The organism is Streptomyces sp. MH60 (genome assembly GCF_002939385.1).
Classification (GTDB): domain Bacteria; phylum Actinomycetota; class Actinomycetes; order Streptomycetales; family Streptomycetaceae; genus Streptomyces.
Genome location: NZ_MULI01000013.1, coordinates 82,814 through 100,233, shown reverse-complemented (window position 1 = coordinate 100,233; position 17,420 = coordinate 82,814). Strand labels below are relative to the sequence as shown.

The window sequence follows — 17,420 nt, the reverse complement described above, 5'->3', positions numbered from 1 at the left end:
CGATCGCCCTCCCCCTTCTCACGCTTCTCACTTCTCGCTCACTCGTGCGCCTGGACGGACACGGGCGAGCCACTCTACGGCCTCACCGCGACCGCTCCGCGAAGCGCCCTCGGACGTGATAGACGCGGGCGCCGCCCCTCGGGTTGCCCGTAGGGGCGGTACGGGATGATGGAGGGGTCCCCTCAGACATTTCTCCCGGAAAGGCCCCTTCATGGCACCGCGCATCCTGCTGGCCCGGCACGGACAGACGGAGTGGTCGCTGTCCGGCAGACACACCGGCAGGACCGACGTGCCGCTCCTGGAGGAGGGCCGGCGCGGCGCGAAGCTGCTCGGCGAGCGGCTGCACCGGGCGCCGCTGGACGGGCTGCCCGGCGTGGAGGTGCGGACCAGTCCGCTGGTGCGCGCGAGCGAGACCTGTGAGCTGGCCGGTTTCGGCGAGCGCGCCCGCGCGTGGGACACGCTGCTGGAGTGGGACTACGGGGCGTACGAGGGCATGACGCCGGAGCAGATCCAGGCCGTGCGGCCCGGCTGGCTGATCTGGCGGGACGGCGTCCCGGAGGGGGAGGGTGTGGCGGACGTCACCGCGCGCGCGGACGAGGTGGTGGCGTGGGCGCGGGAGGCGGAGCGGGACGTGCTCGTCTTCGCCCACGGGCACATTCTGCGGGCCATCGGGGCGCGGTGGCTGGGGCTGCCGCTGACCTTCGGGGCACGGATACGGCTGAACCCGACGTCGCTGTCGGTGCTGGGGTGGGCGTACGGGGAGCCGGCCGTGGAGGGCTGGAACGACCTGGGGCATCTGGTCGGCTGACGGTTGGTGCCGGTGCCGGTGCCGGTGCCGGTGCCGGTGCCGGTGCTCGTTTACGGTGCGCGGTGCTGTGGCTGGGCAGGGTGGGGACGCGGCCCGGCGTTGCGGGGTGCCGCTGCGCCCACCCGTGCCGCCCCAGCGGCACGACTGCCCGCAGCTACGGAGTGGTGCACGGCTGGCCGTGGCTACGGAGCGGGGCACGGCACGACTGCCCGCAGCTGGGGGCTATGCCGGTCGCGGCAGCGCTCCGTGGCGGTCCAGGAAGGCGGAGACGCCCGACGCGCGGCGGTGGGGGAGGAGGACCCGGGCCGTGCCCGCCAGCATCGTGTGGATGCGGGAGGACTGGACCTCGTCCAGCAGGTCCAGCACCCGCATGCCCGCCCCCGCCGCTTCGTCGGGGCGGCCGCCGCGGGCCAGGTCGTCCGCCAGCTCCGCCGAGTACAGCGCGAGGTTCCGGGTGAAGTGCGGGTCCTGGAGATCCGCCGCCCGCCGCGCGTGCCGGGCGGCCCGCGGCCAGTCGCCCAGGGTGGACCAGCACTGCGCTTCCAGCCCCTCCAGCTCGGCCTCGCCGTAGAAGCTCATCCACTCGGGGTCGGTGTCCGAGGGGCCCCGCTCGAAGAAGGTCTGCGCGCGGACCAGCGCCTGCTCGCAGCCGACGCGGTCCGCGAGCCCCGCCCAGCCGCCCGCCTCGCGCAGCGCGAGCAGGGACATCAGCCGGGCCGAGCCCAGCGGTCGGGCGGCGCGCTGCGCGGCCTGGGCCGCCCGTACCGCCTCGCGCGGGCGGCCGGCGTCGCGGGCCAGGAACGCCATGTTGCAGAAGGCGTGCGCCAGCCAGCCGACGGAGATCGCCAGTTCACCGGCGCCCGTGTAGAGCCGGTCCGCGGTCGCCTGCCGGGAGGCGCCGGCGTCCAGGAGCGCGTACGCGGTGCGCAGCGGGGCCGCCGCGCGCCGGTAGAGGCCGTCCGCGCCGTGCCGGTCGTCGAGCAGCCGGATCCGGCGGACGGCCTCTTCGAGGGCGCCGGCCTCGCCCGTCCCGGCCCGGCGCGTGGGGCGCCCGGCCGCCGCGGCGTCGAGGGCGAGTCCCAGGGGGCCCAGCGAGGCGGCGGCCACCGTGGCACCGCTCGTCATGAATGCGCGACGCAGCACGTCGCTCTCCTCGTTGTTGTCGTGCGTTTCGTACAGGTCTTGCGTGTCTCGCGTGTCATACGTCTCATACGGCTCACCCGCCCCTCGCGTCTCACCGGTGGTACGCGTCTGGCGTCCACGCACCGACGAGCGGGGCGCGAACCCCAGGTCGGTGAGCGTGCGGCCGGGGAACATGTGCAGGAACACCCGCTCGTAGGCGTAGTTGGGACAGCGGATCTCACCCGCCTCGACCCGGCCGACGTAGCGCGCGTCGCAGCTGACCCGCTCGCCGATCTCGCGCGCGGCCCGGCGGACCGCCGCCGCGAACTCCGCCGGGGAGCGCCGGCCGCGCAACCGCCTGAAGGCGCGGTTCGGCCGCGGTGGCCGTTCGGGCTGGGCGGAGGTCACCGTTGACGACGCCATGGCCGGGTCCTCTCGTGCGAACCGTCGAACCATGCCGGGACAGGGGCGAGCAAGGCTGGCGGCCCTGTTTCCGGCGAGCAAGAACGTACCGGCTGTGACGGAGCGGCCACGCGCTGTTTGGCTACAAACCGGATATCTCATCCACGATCTGCCATGAAGTGCCATCCTTTGCGGCGGCCCTGGGCCGTAGCCGTTGACGGTCCGCCGCGTTGAACGGGGTGGACCGGGAGGCCCCCGACTCCCGAGCCGCTCGTCCGAGGAGGAGTTCCGTGGTGGAGGCCGGGATGGACACCAGCATCAGCGATCCCCCCTGCGACGCCTGTGACGTCGTCACCGTGCCGACCCGTCAGGGTCTGGAGGCGGTCGACATCCTCAGGCGGGGAGCCGGTGAGGGGGTGGGCTCGGTGATCCACGACGACGGCTGCGACACCCTGGGGTTCCTGGTGCCGCCGGGCACCGCCGCCGCCTGGGACGTGCCGGGCAGCACCTGCACGGAGACGGACGGCCGCGGACTGAGCATCGTCCCGGCGCCCGAGCCGCCCGTGGAGGGCTCCGACTGGCTGCTGCCGCCCGGCGAGGCGGACCTGGCGACCGACCCCGCCGTCCTGCGGGCCGCGCTGGGCGAGGCGGCCCGGCTGATCAGGGCCGCGGACAGCTGCCGCTGAGCACCGCCGGGCAGGCCGCCGGGGCGCGGTCCCGCCGCCGACCGATAATGGCCCGATGGGAAAGTCCAGGAACGCCCGGCGCGGGCGCGCAGCCGTCGAGGCCGTCGTCGAGGACGTCGACGGGGGGCGTGCCGAGCTGGTGCCCGACCGGGACCGGCCGCGGGCCTGGACGCTGCTGATCGACGGCGCCCCGCAGTCGCACGTCGACCTCGACGACCCGGCGTACCTGTCCTTCGAGTACCAGCGCCGCATCGGCCACGTCATCGACCTCGCCGCCCCGCCGGGCAGGCCGGTCCGGGCCGTGCACCTCGGCGGCGGCGCCCTCACCCTCGCCCGTTACGTCGCCGCCACCCGCCCCCGCTCCACCCAGCAGGTCGTCGAGCGGGACGCCGCCCTCGTCCACCTGGTCCGCCGGGAGCTGCCCCTGGACCCCGGCGCGCGGATACGGGTGCGTTCCGCCGACGCCCGCGCCGGGCTGGCCAAGGTGCCCGACGGCTGGGCGGACCTGGTCGTCGCGGACGTCTTCGGCGGAGCCCGCACACCGGCCCACCTGACCTCCACCGAGTTCCTCGACGAGGTGCGGCGCGCACTCGTGCCCGGCGGGGTCTACGCCGCCAACCTCGCCGACGGCCCGCCGCTCGCCCACCTGCGCGGCCAGATCGCCACCGCCGCCGCCCGGTTCGCCGAACTCGCCCTCGTCGCCGACCCGGCCGTCCTGCGCGGCAAACGCTTCGGCAACGCGATCCTGGTCGCCGCCGACCACCCGCTGCCGGTCGCCGAACTCACCCGCAGGGCCGCCTCCGACCCGCACCCCGCGCGCGTGGAACAGGGCCGCGCGCTCACCGACTTCACCGGCGGCGCCCAGCCCGTGACGGACGCGGTGGCGGTGGACTCGCCCGCGCCGCCGGAGTCCGTCTTCAAGTGAGCCTCTCCCGGCTGCCGACCGCGTTGGTTCAGTAGCTGCCGATCTCCACCCGCGGCGGCCCGTCGTGCCAGGTGCAGAACACCGACACCCGGTCCGCGCCCGAGGTGAACTCCACCCGGATCCACGACTCCGTCTTCCACACCTGCATCGACCAGCCCGTGCCCGGCGTCGCCGACACCAGGGACGCGGACGACGTACCGAGGTCGAAGACCGCGCGGCCCCCGTCGGTGTCGTAACTCCTGACCTCGCCGGACGTGTCGGGTGCGGGGCTCGCCGGGTCCTCGGACGGTGTGGTGGACGGCGCGGTGCGCGACGGGGCGGGGGCGGGCTCGCGGGACGTCCCGCTCGGTGTCGGCGACGGGCTGCCCGACGACGGCGACGGCGACGGCGAGGGCCGGCTGGTGGACGACGCCAGGGGCTCCCCGTCGTCGCCCTCCCCGTCCCGCACGCTCGCGTCGGCCGCCGTGATCGGCAGCGCCCGGGGGGCGTCGTAGGCCGTGCCGGCCATCACCGTGTGCACGCCCCACCACGACAGCGTGACCGCCGCGCCGGTGGCGAGCAGCCAGGCGATCACGTGGACGAGTCCTCTGCGCATCGCGGCCATACTGCCTCACCCGCCCCACGCGTGTCGCCCGAAAGCGCTGTGACGCGGGTCCGGGTGGAGTTGTCCACAGGCTCGGACCGGGCCGGTTCGCATGGCGTACGGTGCCGCCCATGGCAAGTGTGCTCGTGGTCGAGGACGACCAGTTCGTACGCTCGGCGCTCATCCGGCAGCTGACCGACGCCTCGCACACCGTGCGCAGCGTGGGCACGGCACTGGAGGCGCTGCGCGAGGTCGCCCATTTCCGGTTCGACGTGGTGATCCTGGACCTCGGACTGCCCGATCTGGACGGCTCCGAGGCGCTGAAGATGTTGCGCGGCATCACCGACGTACCGGTGATCGTCGCCACCGCCCGGGACGACGAGGCGGAGATCGTACGGCTGTTGAACGCGGGCGCGGACGACTACCTCACCAAACCGTTCTCCGTGGAGCACCTGTCGGCCCGGATGGCGGCCGTCCTGCGCCGCGCCCGCGGCGGCCCCGCGGAGGCGGCGGCGCCCACGGTCCTGCGGGTCGGCGGCCTCACCGTCGACCCGCTGCGCCGCCAGGCCGAACTGGACGGCGCGGTCCTCGACCTGACCCGCCGCGAGTTCGACCTGCTCGCCTTCCTGGCCGGCCGCCCCGGGGTCGTCGTGCCCCGCAAGGAACTGCTCGCCGAGGTCTGGCAGCAGTCCTACGGCGACGACCAGACCATCGACGTCCACCTGTCCTGGCTGCGGCGCAAGCTCGGCGAGACCGCGGCCCGGCCGCGCTATCTGCACACCCTGCGCGGTGTCGGCGTGAAGCTGGAGCCACCACGACTGGAGCCACCGCGATGAGATGGGCCCTGGTCAAGGTCTCGCTGGCGGTCACCGCGATGGTCGTGGTCGCCTTCGCCGTGCCGCTCGGCCTCGTCATCCGGGAGATGGCCCGCGACCGCGCCTTCTCCAACGCCGAACGGGAGGCCGCCGCCGTCGCCCCGGCCCTGTCCATCACCACCGACCGCGAGCAGCTGGAACGCGTCGTCGCCTCCGCCGGTTCGGACGCCGGGATGGCCGTGCACCTACCGGCACCCGGCGCCGGGTCCGGGGACGCGGAGACCGGCGGCGCCACCGACCTCGGCCGGCAGCGCGCCACCGACGAGGACATCGCCGCCGTACGGGAGATGGGGCGGGCCTCCACCACCGAGGTGGGCGGCGGGTCCACCCTGCTCCAGCCGGTCGCGCTCAGCTCCGGACAGATCGCCGTCGTCGAGGTGTACGTCCCCGAGTCCGAGGTGACCAACGGCGTCGGCACGGCCTGGGCGGTGCTGGCCGCGGTGGGCGCCGCCCTGATCGTCGGCTCGGTCGCGGTCGCCGACCGGCTGGGCGTACGGATGGTGCAGCCCGCGCGGCGCCTGGTCGACGGGGCGCACGAACTGGGGGAGGGCAAGCTGGGCGCGCGGGTGCCCGTGGAGGGGCCGGACGAACTGCGGCGCGCGGCGGTCGCGTTCAACTCCATGGCCGACCAGGTCGTCCAGCTCCTCGCCAACGAACGGGAGCTGGCCGCCGACCTGTCCCACCGGCTGCGCACCCCGCTGACCGTGCTGCGCCTCAACGCCGCCTCGCTCGGCGACGGTCCGGCCGCCGAGCAGACCCGGGCCGCCGTCGAGCAGCTGGAGCGCGAGGTCGACACCATCATCCGCACGGCACGGGACGCCAAGCCGCAGACGGCGGCCGCCGGTCCCGGCGCCGGGTGCGACGCGGCGGAGGTGGTCCGGGAGCGGATGGGGTTCTGGTCGGCGCTCGCCGAGGACGAGGGCCGCAAGTGGCGGGTGGCCGGCGCCGACCGGCCGGTGCGCATACCCGTGGCCCGTGCCGACCTGGCCGCCTCCCTCGACGCCCTGCTCGGCAACGTCTTCCGGCACACCGCGGAGGGCACCGCCTTCGCCGTCGACCTGCACAACGGCGAGGACGCGGTGATCGTGCTGGTCTCCGACGCGGGCACCGGCATAACCGACCCCGAGGCGGCCATGGCCCGCGGCCGGGGCTCCGGCACCGACGGCTCGACCGGGCTCGGCCTGGACATCGTGCGCCGGATGGCCGAGTCGACCGGCGGCGACGTACGCATCGGCTCCTCCGTGCTGGGCGGCACCGAGGTGCGGATCTGGATCCAGCTGGACGGACGGACGGCGCCGGCGCGGCGCGGGCACCGCGGGGCGGTACGCCGACGCCGGCAGGGCCGTGCGCAGGCGCAGACTTCGGCACCGGCACCGGCACCGGCACCGGCACCGGCACCGGCACCGGCGGTCCGGCCTGGCCGCGCCCGTTGACCGGGCACGACCATTAATCGGCCCCGATCCCTTCCTTAAGCCCACCCTAAGATCACCAACCCCCGTCCGGATCAGGCTCTTTGCCCGTTTCCGGGTCGCTAGCGTGCTGCCACACCCCCACCCCGCCCCCGTCGGTCCTCCGCCGGGGGCATCGTGAACAGCGAAGGCAGGCACGTGATGCGCACGCACCGACGCAAGGTCAGTGGCAGGAACAAGGCGATCGGCGCCCTCGTCGCGGCGGCCGTGGCCGGTGGCGGGGCGCTGCTCTTCACCAGCACCGCCCAGGCGGCCTCGGTCGGCGCCGCGTACACGAAGACCAGCGAGTGGTCGACGGGCTACACCGCCCAGTACGTCGTCACCAACAACACCGGTCAGGCCAAGGCGGACTGGACCCTGGAGTTCGACCTGCCCGCGGGCGCGAAGCTCGGTTCGCTGTGGAACGCCGAGTCGAAGGCCGACGGGCAGCACGTCACCGTGACCCCGCCCAAGTGGGACACGGACGGGCTGAGGGCCGGCGAGTCCGTCACGGTCGGCTTCGTCGTCAACGGCACCGCGGACCCGACCGGTTGCCTGGTCGACGACGCCGCGTGCTCGACCGACGACGGCGCCACCCCCGAGCCCAGCGGCCGCCCCACCGAGCCCCCCGCGCCCACCCCCACGGCGTCCGACACCGCCGAGCCGACCCCGACCGACACCCCCACCGCTCCGGCGCCCACCGGCACCCCCGGCGACGGCACCGCGGCGGGCGCCGGCTTCGCGCCGTACGTCGACACCTCGCTCTACCCGGCCTTCGACCTGCTCGCGCACGCCGAGGCGACCGGGCGTGAAGGAGTACAACCTCGCCTTCGTCACCGACGGCGGCGGCTGCACCCCGAAGTGGGGCGGCGTCACCGACCTCGGCAGCGACGCCGTCGCCGACCAGATAGGCGCCCTGCGCGCCAAGGGCGGCGACGTCCGGGTCTCCTTCGGCGGCGCCTCCGGCTCCGAACTGGGCACGACCTGCACGTCGGCCGACGCCCTGGCGGCGGCGTACGGCAAGGTCGTCGACGCCTACCGGCTCACCAAGGTCGACTTCGACGTCGAGGGCGGCGCGCTGCCCGACACGGCCGCCAACACCCGCCGCGCCCAGGCGATCGCCGCGCTCCAGAAGAAGCACCCCGGCCTGGACGTCTCCTTCACCCTCCCGGTGATGCCCGAGGGCCTCACCCAGGCGGGCGTCGACCTCCTCGCCGACGCGAAGAAGAACGGCGTGGACATCGACGCCGTCAACATCATGGCGATGGACTACGGCCCCGCGTACAGCGACGACATGGGCACCTACGCCGAGCAGGCCGCCACCGCCACCCAGGCCCAGGTCAAGGGCGTCCTCGGCCGGTCCGACGCGGACGCCTGGAAGACGGTCGCCGTCACCCCGATGATCGGCGTCAACGACGTCGCCAGTGAGGTCTTCAAGGTCGACGACGCCGCCCAGCTGGTGGAGTTCGCCAAGGCCAAGGGCCTGGGCGCGCTGTCCATGTGGTCCGCGACCCGCGACAAGGCCTGCCCCGGCGGCCCGAAGCCCTCGGCCGACGCCACGTGCAGCTCCGTGGACCAGGAGCCGAACGCCTTCGCCAAGGCGTTCGCGGCCTACAAGTAGGCCGGGCTCCTCCCCGCGCGGGGCCGGGCCCCACACCGGCCCCACGAGCGGGGCGCGGCATCCCCCCGTCGGATGCCGCGCCCCGCTCGGTCCGTGTGCCGCCTCGCCGGAGGGACTACTGCCCCACGGCGTCCAGCGGCGGCAGCGTCCCCGTGCGGGCCGCCCGGCCGTACCACAGGGCGCTCGACTTCGGGGTGCGCTGCTGGGAGGCGTAGTCGACGTACACCGCGCCGAAGCGCTTCTCGTAGCCGTAGGCCCACTCGAAGTTGTCCAGCAGGGACCACAGGTAGTAGCCGCGGACGTCGGCGCCGTCGGCGATGGCCTGCCGGACCGCGGTGAGGTGGCCGTTCAGGTAGGCGACCCGGTCGGGGTCGTGCACCGAGCCGTCCGCGCCGGGCTTGTCGTCGTAGGCCGCGCCGTTCTCGCTGATGTACAGCGGCATGCCCGGGGCCTCCCGGTTGTACCGCATGATCAGCTCGTGCAGGCCGGTCGGGTCGACGCTCCAGCCCATTTCGGTGCGCTCGCCCGGCGGCTGGTGGAACGCCACGTCCTCCGCGGCGGGCCACGGCGAGTGGTCGCTCGCGCCGTGGCCGTCGGCGCGCGGCGCACGCGAGTCGGCGTCGGCCGCCGACACCACCGTGGGCGTGTAGTAGTTGAGGCAGATCGCGTCGATCGGCTGACGGATCTGGCCCAGGTCGCCGTCCTGGACGAACGACCAGTCCGTCACCGGCGCGGTGGCCTCCAGGAGCGTCTGCGGGTAGGCGCCGTGCAGGATCGGGCCGTGGAAGATCCCGCCGGACAGGTCGTCGATCTTCCGGGCCGCCGCCAGGTCCGCCGGGGTCTGCGACAGCGGCCGCACCACGGACGTGTTGAGGCTGATCGCCACCGAGTTGCGGGCCGGCATCACCGAACGCAGCGCGACCGTGCCCAGGCCGTGCGCCAGGTTCAGGTGGTGCGCGGCGCGCAGCGAGGCCGCCGGGTCGGTGCGGCCGGGGGCGTGCACACCGGAGGCGTAGCCCAGGAAGGCGGCGCACCACGGCTCGTTCAGCGTGATCCACTGCTCCACCCGGTCGCCGAGCGCCTCACCGACGATCTGCGCGTACTCGGCGAACCGGTAGGCCGTGTCCCGCTCGGGCCAGCCGCCCGCGTCCTCCAGCTCCTGCGGCAGGTCCCAGTGGTAGAGGGTGACGGCCGGCTTGATCCCGGCGGCCAGCAGCTCGTCCACCAGGCGGCGGTAGAAGTCCAGGCCGCGCTGGACGGCGGGGCCGCGGCCGGTCGGCTGCACCCGGGTCCAGGAGACCGAGAAGCGGTAGGCGCCGAGACCCAGGTCCTTCATCAGCGCCACGTCGTCGCGGTAGCGGTGGTAGTGGTCGACAGCGACGTCCCCGGTGTCCCCGCCGGCCGTCTTCCCGGGCGTGTGGCTGAAGGTGTCCCAGATCGAGGGCGTACGGCCGTCCTCCCGCACCGCGCCCTCGATCTGGTACGCCGAGGTGGCGGCGCCCCAGAGGAAGGCGGGGGGGAAGGTCACCGGGGTCACCGGCGTTGCGGACTCAGGCATGGAAGCGCTCCCATTGCGGGTCATGGCGGGTCGGGTCGTGGAAGACCGACGCGTGGAAGTACGAGGGGGGAAGGCGGGGCCGGGACGGTGCTGGCCCGGCCCCCGGGACGGGCGTCATCCCTTGACGGCGCCCTGCATGATGCCGCCCACGATCTGCTTGCCGAAGATCGCGAACACCAGCAGCAGCGGCAGCGTGCCGAGCAGCGCGCCGGCCATGATCAGGGACTGGTCCGGGGTGTAGCCGCGGCCCAGTCCGGCGAGGGCGACCTGCACGGTCGGACTGCCGTTCTGCGTCAGCACCAGGAACGGCCACAGGAAGTCGTTCCAGGACTGCACGAACATCAGCATGCCGAGCACGGCCATCGCGGGCCGCGCCGCCGGGAACACCACGTGCCAGATCACGCGCCAGCTACTGGCGCCGTCCACGCGCGCGGCCTCGATGATCTCGTCGGGCAGCGCCTGGAGCAGGTACTGCCGCATGAAGAACACGCCGAACGCGTTCACCAGGGACGGCAGGATCACCGCCTGGAGCTGGTCGGACCAGTCCAGCTGCGCGACCATCATGTACAGCGGGATGATGCTCAGCTGCGGCGGCACCATCATCGTGCCGATGACGATCAGCATCAGCGCGTTGCGGCCGCGGAAGCGCAGCTTGGCGAAGGCGAACCCGGCGATCGTCGACAGGAAGACGATGGTGAACGCCGAGATCCCGGCCACGATGGTGGTGTTGAGGAACGCCTCGCCGAGGTTGGCGTCGGTCCAGGCGATCTCGAGCTTGTCGAACAGGTTGCCGCCGAACCAGAGCGGCGGCGGAGTCTGGGCGAGCCGCTGGTTGTCGCGCGAGGCGGCGATCGCCGTCCACACCAGGGGGAAGAGCGAGCCGATGGTGAACAGCGCGAGGATGATGTAGGCGATCGGCCCGGCGTGCAGTGTGCCGCCCGCCCGTGCCGCCTTGGAACGTCGTCGGCCCCGCCGGGGCGGCTCGGGTGCCGCGTCGGCCGGGGGTTTCGTCATGGTCGTCGTCACGGCCGGTTCTCCTTAACTACTGGCGCGCAGCCGGCGCGAGATGACGGCGTTGAGGATCCCGATCACGATGAGGATCAGGAACATCGCCCAGGCGATCGCGGAGGCGCGGCCCAGGTGCTGGTTGACCCAGCCCTGCTCGTACAGGTACAGGCCGAGCGTCTGGAACTGGTGCTGGGAGCCGCCCGAGGCGCCCTTGTTCGCGTCGAACAGCAGCGGCTCGCCGAAGACCTGCGAGGCGCCGATGGTCGACACGACGACCGTGAACAGGATGGTCGGGCGCAGCGAGGGCAGCGTGACGTGGATGAACTGCCGCCAGCGGCTGGCGCCGTCCAGCGCCGCCGACTCGTACAGGTCCTGCGGGATCGCCTGCATCGCGGCCAGGTAGATCAGCGCGTTGTAGCCGGTCCAGCGCCAGATGACGATCGAGGACACGGCGAACTTGGACGCCCACGAGCCGTTCTGCCAGTCGATCTTGTCCAGGCCCACCAGGTCGAGGACCCAGTTGATCATGCCGTAGTCGCGGCCGAAGAGCAGCACGAAGACCAGCGAGGCCGCGGCGATCGACGTTGCGTACGGGGCCAGCATGACGACCCGGTAGAAGGTCGAGGCACGCAGCTTGTAGTTGAGGATGTGCGCCAGGCCCATCGCCATCAGCAGCTGCGGCACCGTGGAGATGATGCCGATCCACAGCGTGTTCTTCGCGGCGTTCCAGAAGAACTCGTCGTCGAAGATCCGGGTGTAGTTGTCCAGCCCGGTCCACTTCATGTCGGTGGGCGCGGTCAGCTCCACCGTGTGCAGCGAGGCCCAGCCGGTGTAGATCAGCGGGAACAGGCCGAAGGCGACGAAGAGCAGGAAGAACGGCGAGACGAACGCGTACGGGCTCCAGCGCATGTCCCGCTGCCAGCGGCGGGAGAGTTTCGCCCGCCTCTTGCGGTCCGCCTCGGCGGACGCCCTGGTACCGGGCGGGCGGCCCGGGGCCGCGCCCCCCTCGACGGGGGACGCGGCGGTGTCGTGCCGGGTGGTCATTCCGGTCACTTCTCCAGGTTGTTGTCGATGGTCTTCACGGCGTTCTCCCAGGCGTCCTTCGCGGACTTGCCCTGGGTGACGAGGATGACGCCGTTGTCGGTCAGACCCTGCTGGACGATCTGGTCCTTCGGGCCGATCACCTGGGTCGGGATCTGCTCGGCGGCCTTGGCGAACAGCTCGCCGATCGGCGCGTCACCGGTCATGTCGTTCTTGCCACCGGTCACCTGGGGGAGCTTGTACGCGGCGGGCGCGCTCGGGAAGCTGCCCATCTTGGAGAAGAGCTTGGCCTGCTGCTCGGGCGCGGTCAGCCAGGTCACCAGCTTCTGCGCCTCCTTCACGTGCTTGCCGCCCTTGGGCACGCCCAGGAAGGTGCCGCCCCAGTTGCCGGCCTTCGGGGCCTGGGCGACGTCCCACTTGCCGGCGGAGTCCGGCTGGGACTTGGCCTTGATGGTGCCGAGCATCCACGGCGGGCAGGCGACGGTGGCGAACAGGCTGTTGGAAATGGTCTGGTCCCAGGCCGGCTGGAACTGGGTCTGCGACTGGACCAGTCCCTTCTCGGCCGCCTCGGCGGTCAGGTCGAAGGCGTCCTTGACGGCCGGGTTGGTCTTGTAGATGACCTTGCCGGAGGAGTCGTAGAACTTCTCGTCCTCACTGCTGAGGACGGCGTTGATCAGGCCGCCGGGGGAGTCCATGAAGTAGGTGTCCTTGCCGGCACCCTTCTTGTACTTCTCGCCGGCCTCGATGAACTTGTTCCAGTCCCCGGCCCACAGCTTGGAGACCTCCTCGCGGTCGGTCGGCAGGCCGGCCTTCTCGAACAGGTCCTTGCGGTAGCAGATGGCCATCGGGCCGATGTCGGTGCCCAGACCGATCGTGGCGCCGGACTTGGCGGTGGCCTGCTGCCACTTCCAGTCGAGCCAGTTGCTCTTCTGGACACCCGCGGCCTTGGACATGTCCTCGAACTTGTCCGCCTGGGTGGCGACGACCTCGGCGATGTTGCCGACCTCTATCGCCTGCACGTCCTGGAGGCCGCTGTTGGTGGTGAGGTGGTTCACCAGGGCGGGGTAGTAGTTCTCGTTCCGCTCGGTGACGTTCTCCTCGATGTTGATGTCCGGGTTGAGCTTCTCGTACTCGTCGTAGAGACCGGCCTCCTTGAAGCCCATCGTCCCGAACAGACCGAGGGTGATCGTGGTCTTGCCGCTGCTGTCGCCCGACGACGAGCTGTCCTCGTCGTTCCCGTCGTCGGCACAGCCGGCCAGCAGCCCGGCGCCCAGCGACGCGATGGCCGCCATGACCACCACCCTGCGGGCCGATCCTCTGCGTGCTGCTCGCATTGCGTCCTCCTGTTGCCCTGACGTGCCGACCCCCCGGCCAACTACATGGTTGGACCCGCTGCTTCATGTGTTTCGTTCGTCGCTGCGGCTCGGGCGGGGAACGTGCGGGATGTGTAAGTGCCAGGTAGTGTGGGAGCGCTCCCACAAGTGATGTGTTGAAGAGTCGTCGGTCCGGGCGGGGGTGTCAAGGGAGCGGACGCGGCGAATTGCGTTCAGTTATCGGCCTGTTAACTGGACGTTGCGAACGGCGCGGAGACACCCCCGTACCGCCGGGGAGGGACCGGAGTCGGTCATTACACCCGACCGGCCTGTTAAATTCCAGGCCAGCCGCAGAGTGCGGGGGTGACGACGGGAGGCGGAGCCGATGGCAAGCCACGGAGTGCGTGGTCGGAGCGGTGGCCGGCCCACCCTCGAAGAGGTGGCGGCACGCGCGGGCGTCGGCCGCGGCACGGTCTCCCGCGTGATCAACGGCTCGCCGCGGGTCAGCGACGCGACCCGGGCGGCCGTCGAGGCGGCGGTCGCGGAGCTCGGTTACGTCCCGAACACGGCGGCCCGCGCGCTGGCGGCCAACCGTACGGACGCGATCGCCCTGGTGGTGCCGGAACCGGAGACCCGGTTCTTCGCGGAGCCGTACTTCTCGGACATGCTGAAGGGCGTCGGCTCCGAGCTGTCCGAGACCGAGATGCAGCTGCTGCTGATATTCGCGGGCAGCGACCGGGAGCGGGAGCGGCTCGCCCAGTACCTCGCGGCGCACCGGGTGGACGGCGTCCTGCTGGTCTCGGTGCACGCCGACGACCCGCTGCCCGACCTGCTGACCCAGCTGGAGATCCCCGCGGTGATCAGCGGCCCGCGCTCGGCGGCGGAACCGCTGGCGTCGGTGGACTCGGACAACTACGGCGGCGCCCGCTCGGCCGTCGAGCACCTGCTGTCCCGGGGCCGCGGCCACATCGCCCACATCACCGGCCATCTCGCCGTCTACGGCGCCCAGCGACGCGTCGACGGCTACCGCGACGCCCTGCGGGAGGCGGGCCACGAGGTGGATGAGGGGCTGATCGAACCGGGCGACTTCACCGAGGAGGGCGGGCGCCGCGCGATGGCGGAGCTGCTGCGCCGCCGTCCCGACGTGGACGCGGTCTTCGCCGCCTCGGACGTCACCGCGGCGGGCGCGGGCCAGGTCCTGCGCGAGGCGGGCCGGCGCATCCCGGACGACGTGGCGCTGGTCGGCTACGACGACTCGGCCATCGCCCGCCACATGGAGCCGCCGCTGACCAGCGTGCGCCAGCCCATCGAGGAGATGGGCCGCGCGATGATCGACCTGCTGCTCACCGAGATCGCCGACCGCCGCCCGGCCGCCTCACGGGGCCTGGAACGCCACCAGGTGGTCCTGGCGACGGAGCTGGTGGAGCGCCGGTCGTCCTGAGGCCGTACGCGGGGCCGCGCGCCGGGGTGCGCGGCCCCGGTCGGCACCCTCTGCGCGCGTGGTGAGTGCTCTCACGCAATCAGCCGGTGACTCTCGCGAGAGCCACCGGCTGATTACTCAGGGTGAGTGACGGGACTTGAACCCGCGGCATCCTGGACCACAACCAGGTGCTCTACCAGCTGAGCTACACCCACCAAGGCCGGTGCTCGAAATCCCGTGTGGCGGGGTTTCCCGACCGGCTGAGAAAAAGTGTACAGGGTCCGAAGGGGTGCTCGCGCCCGGCTTTCCGGAGGCCGCCGCCCGGCGGACCCGCGCCCCTAACCGGCGGAGACGACGTGCTTCGCGGCGATCGCCCTGGCCGTGTCGGAGTCGGGGCCGGGCTGCGGGACGAAGACCGCCTCCCGGTAGTAGCGCAGTTCGGCGATGGACTCGCGGATGTCGGCGAGCGCCCGGTGGTTGCCGTTCTTCTCGGGGCTGTTGAAGTACGCCCGCGGGTACCAGCGGCGGGCCAGCTCCTTGATCGAGGAGACATCGACGATCCGGTAGTGGAGGTAGCCCTCCAGCGTCGCCATGTCCCGCAGCAGGAAGCCGCGGTCGGTGCCGACGGAGTTGCCGCACAGCGGGGCCTTGCCCGGCTCCTTCACGTGCTCCCGCACATACGCCAGGACCTGGGCCTCGGCGTCCGCCAAGGTCGTGCCGCCGTCCAGCTCCGCGAGCAGTCCGGACGCGGTGTGCATCTCCCGCACCACCTCCGGCATCGTCTCCAGGGCCCGCTCCGGCGGGCGGATGACGATGTCGACGCCCTCGCCGAGGATGTTCAGCTCGGAGTCGGTGACGAGGGCGGCAACCTCGATGAGCGCGTCGTCGGACAGCGAGAGGCCGGTCATCTCGCAGTCGATCCACACCATGCGATCGTTCATGCGGGCCACTGTACGGGGGGCGCCTGTTCATCGGGGCCCCGGCGTCGGTGCGGGCCTCGCCGGGGGCTGCCGCCCCCAGGCCCCCGCTTCGGCCCTGAACGGGCCTCGTCCTCGAACGCCGGACGGGCTGAAACAGCCCGTCCGGCGTTCAGGGCGGTCAGCTCCTCACCTCACGGTGCGCTGCGCTGGCCCGGGACGCTTGCCGCGCCCGCCGGCATGGGGGTCGCCGTGCGGCGGGTCTGGAACGGGACCGCGTTCTCCGGGGGGAGGGCGGCCGGCGGGTCGGACGGGGGCAGGGGCCGGGAGGCGCCCGCGGTGTCCGGGTCGGGCTGGCGGTCGCCCTGGGGACGGCGGGCCCGGTAGGCCGCGCGGTAGGCGGCCGGCGACGAGCCCAGCTGGCGGCGGAAGTGGCCGCGCAGGGCGACCGGCGAGCGGAAGCCGCAGCGGCCCGCGACCTCGTCCACCGAGTAGTCCGACGTCTCCAGGAGGCGCTGCGCCTGGAGGACCCGCTGCGTGATCAGCCACTGGAGCGGGGCGCTGCCCGTCAGTGAGCGGAACCGGCGGTCGAAGGTGCGGCGGCTCATGTAGGCGCGCGCGGCCAGCGTCTCCACGTCGAACTGCTCGTGGAGGTGTTCCAGCGCCCAGGCGACGACCTCGGCGAGCGGGTCGGCGCCGATCTCCTCCGGTAAAGACCTGTCGAGGTAGCGCTCCTGGCCGCCGCTGCGGCGCGGGGGGACCACCAGTCGGCGGGCCAGCGCGCCGGCCGCCTCGTTGCCGTGGTCGGTGCGCACGATGTGCAGGCACAGGTCGATCCCGGCCGCGGTGCCCGCGGACGTGAGCACGTCGCCGTCGTCCACGAACAGTTCGCGCGGATCGACGTGCACCGACGGATAGCGCTTGGCCAGCGTCGGCGCGTACATCCAGTGCGTGGTGGCGGGGCGGCCGTCCAGCAGGCCGGCCGCCGCGAGGACGAAGGCGCCCGTGCACAGTCCGACTATGCGGGCCCCCTCCTCGTGCGCCCGGCGCAGTGCGTCGAGCGCCTCCTCCGGTGGCGGCGAGGTGATCGACCGCCAGGCCGGCACGACGACCGTGCCCGCGCGCGAGATCGCCTCCAGCCCTTGTGGCGCGGTGAGTTCCAGGCCCCCTGTGGTCCGCAGCGGGCCCTCCTCGCCGGCGCACACCAGCAACCGGTAGCGCGGCACGCCGGCGTCCTGGCGGTCGATCCCGAACACCGACAGCGGTATGGAACTCTCGAAGATGGGGCCGCCGCTGAAGAGCAGCACCGCGACGATCTCCTTGCGGCGTCGCCCGGAAAGCTTCCGGGCCGCGGCTTCCGGCGCGGCAGCGGAGTCGTGGCTCATACTGCTAAGCCCCCCTCGGTGGTCGCGGCGCCCTTCACCCTTCGGGTCTGTCGCTCCAACACGTTTCCCCTCGGTCCTGCACGAGTCCCCCGCCGTAGACGGTCAAGATCGAATCTACTGTGTCCCGCCGCGCCGAGTTGGCTGGTTCGGCACTTGGGACATTGTCGACATGGCAACTTGGCGTGAAGCAGTCGATCACGAAGCGTTGCACTCCGGGGCGCCCCTGGGAAGTGCGCCTTGTGTCAGTGGCCAATCCACGTAGGGTGCGGAGGGGTTCCGAGACCCTTTCCGTGCAGGTGGAACGGGGG

Annotated in this window: 14 protein-coding genes, 1 tRNA gene and 1 pseudogene; 7 read left to right on the top strand and 9 right to left on the bottom strand. The window is 72.6% G+C overall.

What is annotated here, in order from left to right; all coding sequences use genetic code 11:
* Positions 1 to 211 precede the first annotated feature (211 nt).
* Positions 212 to 808 carry a histidine phosphatase family protein gene (locus tag BZZ08_RS12030; protein WP_104632169.1) on the top strand — a complete coding sequence of 199 codons (597 nt, stop codon included), beginning with the start codon at positions 212 to 214 and terminating at the stop codon, positions 806 to 808.
* Between the two features lie 222 nt (positions 809 to 1,030).
* Here BZZ08_RS12030 and BZZ08_RS12025 read toward each other — a convergent pair whose 3' ends face one another.
* On the bottom strand, positions 1,031 to 2,353 hold the full coding sequence (locus BZZ08_RS12025) for a hypothetical protein (protein WP_104632168.1): 1,323 nt from the start codon (positions 2,351 to 2,353) through the stop codon (positions 1,031 to 1,033).
* Positions 2,354 to 2,637: 284 nt separating this feature from the next.
* Here BZZ08_RS12025 and BZZ08_RS12020 point away from each other — a divergent pair, with 284 nt between their 5' ends.
* Positions 2,638 to 3,018 carry a hypothetical protein gene (locus tag BZZ08_RS12020; RefSeq protein WP_198601428.1) on the top strand — a complete coding sequence of 127 codons (381 nt, stop codon included), beginning with the start codon at positions 2,638 to 2,640 and terminating at the stop codon, positions 3,016 to 3,018.
* A 55-nt stretch (positions 3,019 to 3,073) separates the two neighbouring features.
* Positions 3,074 to 3,943 carry a spermidine synthase gene (locus BZZ08_RS12015; protein WP_104632166.1) on the top strand — a complete coding sequence of 290 codons (870 nt, stop codon included), beginning with the start codon at positions 3,074 to 3,076 and terminating at the stop codon, positions 3,941 to 3,943.
* 28 nt (positions 3,944 to 3,971) lie between these two features.
* On the opposite strand, the gene BZZ08_RS12010 is transcribed toward BZZ08_RS12015, so the two are convergent.
* Positions 3,972 to 4,538, bottom strand: a complete 567-nt coding sequence (locus BZZ08_RS12010) for a hypothetical protein (protein ID WP_198601427.1) — start codon at positions 4,536 to 4,538, stop codon at positions 3,972 to 3,974.
* 119 nt (positions 4,539 to 4,657) lie between these two features.
* Between BZZ08_RS12010 and BZZ08_RS12005 the strand changes: the two genes are divergently transcribed.
* The 3 genes and pseudogenes from BZZ08_RS12005 (at position 4,658) to BZZ08_RS11995 (ending at position 8,470) form a co-directional block, all read left to right on the top strand.
* Positions 4,658 to 5,362, top strand: a complete 705-nt coding sequence (locus BZZ08_RS12005) for a response regulator transcription factor (RefSeq protein WP_198601426.1) — start codon at positions 4,658 to 4,660, stop codon at positions 5,360 to 5,362.
* Entirely contained in the window at positions 5,359 to 6,834 is a 1,476-nt protein-coding gene (locus BZZ08_RS12000; RefSeq protein WP_104632163.1) for a sensor histidine kinase, read from the top strand. The genes BZZ08_RS12005 and BZZ08_RS12000 overlap by 4 nt, the downstream gene beginning before the upstream one ends.
* A 177-nt stretch (positions 6,835 to 7,011) precedes the next feature.
* Positions 7,012 to 8,470 (top strand): annotated as a pseudogene (locus BZZ08_RS11995) (glycoside hydrolase family 18 protein).
* A gap of 115 nt (positions 8,471 to 8,585) precedes the next feature.
* Here the strand turns inward: BZZ08_RS11995 and BZZ08_RS11990 are convergent.
* The 4 genes from BZZ08_RS11990 to BZZ08_RS11975 form a co-directional block, all read right to left on the bottom strand.
* The gene (locus BZZ08_RS11990; RefSeq protein WP_104632162.1) at positions 8,586 to 10,028 is read right to left on the bottom strand and encodes a GH1 family beta-glucosidase; all 1,443 of its coding nucleotides are present in this window, start codon (positions 10,026 to 10,028) and stop codon (positions 8,586 to 8,588) included.
* A gap of 114 nt (positions 10,029 to 10,142) precedes the next feature.
* Positions 10,143 to 11,054, bottom strand: a complete 912-nt coding sequence (locus tag BZZ08_RS11985) for a carbohydrate ABC transporter permease (RefSeq protein WP_104632161.1) — start codon at positions 11,052 to 11,054, stop codon at positions 10,143 to 10,145.
* A gap of 12 nt (positions 11,055 to 11,066) precedes the next feature.
* The gene (locus BZZ08_RS11980) at positions 11,067 to 12,080 is read right to left on the bottom strand and encodes a carbohydrate ABC transporter permease (protein ID WP_104632160.1); all 1,014 of its coding nucleotides are present in this window, start codon (positions 12,078 to 12,080) and stop codon (positions 11,067 to 11,069) included.
* 5 nt (positions 12,081 to 12,085) lie between these two features.
* Positions 12,086 to 13,411 (bottom strand): ABC transporter substrate-binding protein, encoded by a 1,326-nt coding sequence (locus BZZ08_RS11975; protein ID WP_104632159.1) that lies wholly within the window; start codon positions 13,409 to 13,411, stop codon positions 12,086 to 12,088.
* Between the two features lie 364 nt (positions 13,412 to 13,775).
* Here BZZ08_RS11975 and BZZ08_RS11970 point away from each other — a divergent pair, with 364 nt between their 5' ends.
* Complete coding sequence (locus tag BZZ08_RS11970) at positions 13,776 to 14,831, top strand: LacI family DNA-binding transcriptional regulator (protein WP_104632158.1); 1,056 nt, start codon at positions 13,776 to 13,778, stop codon at positions 14,829 to 14,831.
* Positions 14,832 to 14,952: 121 nt separating this feature from the next.
* Here BZZ08_RS11970 and BZZ08_RS11965 read toward each other — a convergent pair.
* From BZZ08_RS11965 to BZZ08_RS11955, 3 genes are all read right to left on the bottom strand, one after another.
* Positions 14,953 to 15,025: transfer RNA gene (locus tag BZZ08_RS11965), tRNA-His, on the bottom strand.
* Between the two features lie 123 nt (positions 15,026 to 15,148).
* A complete protein-coding gene (gene orn / locus BZZ08_RS11960) occupies positions 15,149 to 15,751 on the bottom strand; it encodes an oligoribonuclease (protein WP_003976007.1) in 603 nt (200 codons plus the stop codon).
* Between the two features lie 170 nt (positions 15,752 to 15,921).
* Entirely contained in the window at positions 15,922 to 17,112 is a 1,191-nt protein-coding gene (locus tag BZZ08_RS11955; RefSeq protein WP_104632157.1) for a helix-turn-helix domain-containing protein, read from the bottom strand.
* Positions 17,113 to 17,420 lie beyond the last annotated feature (308 nt).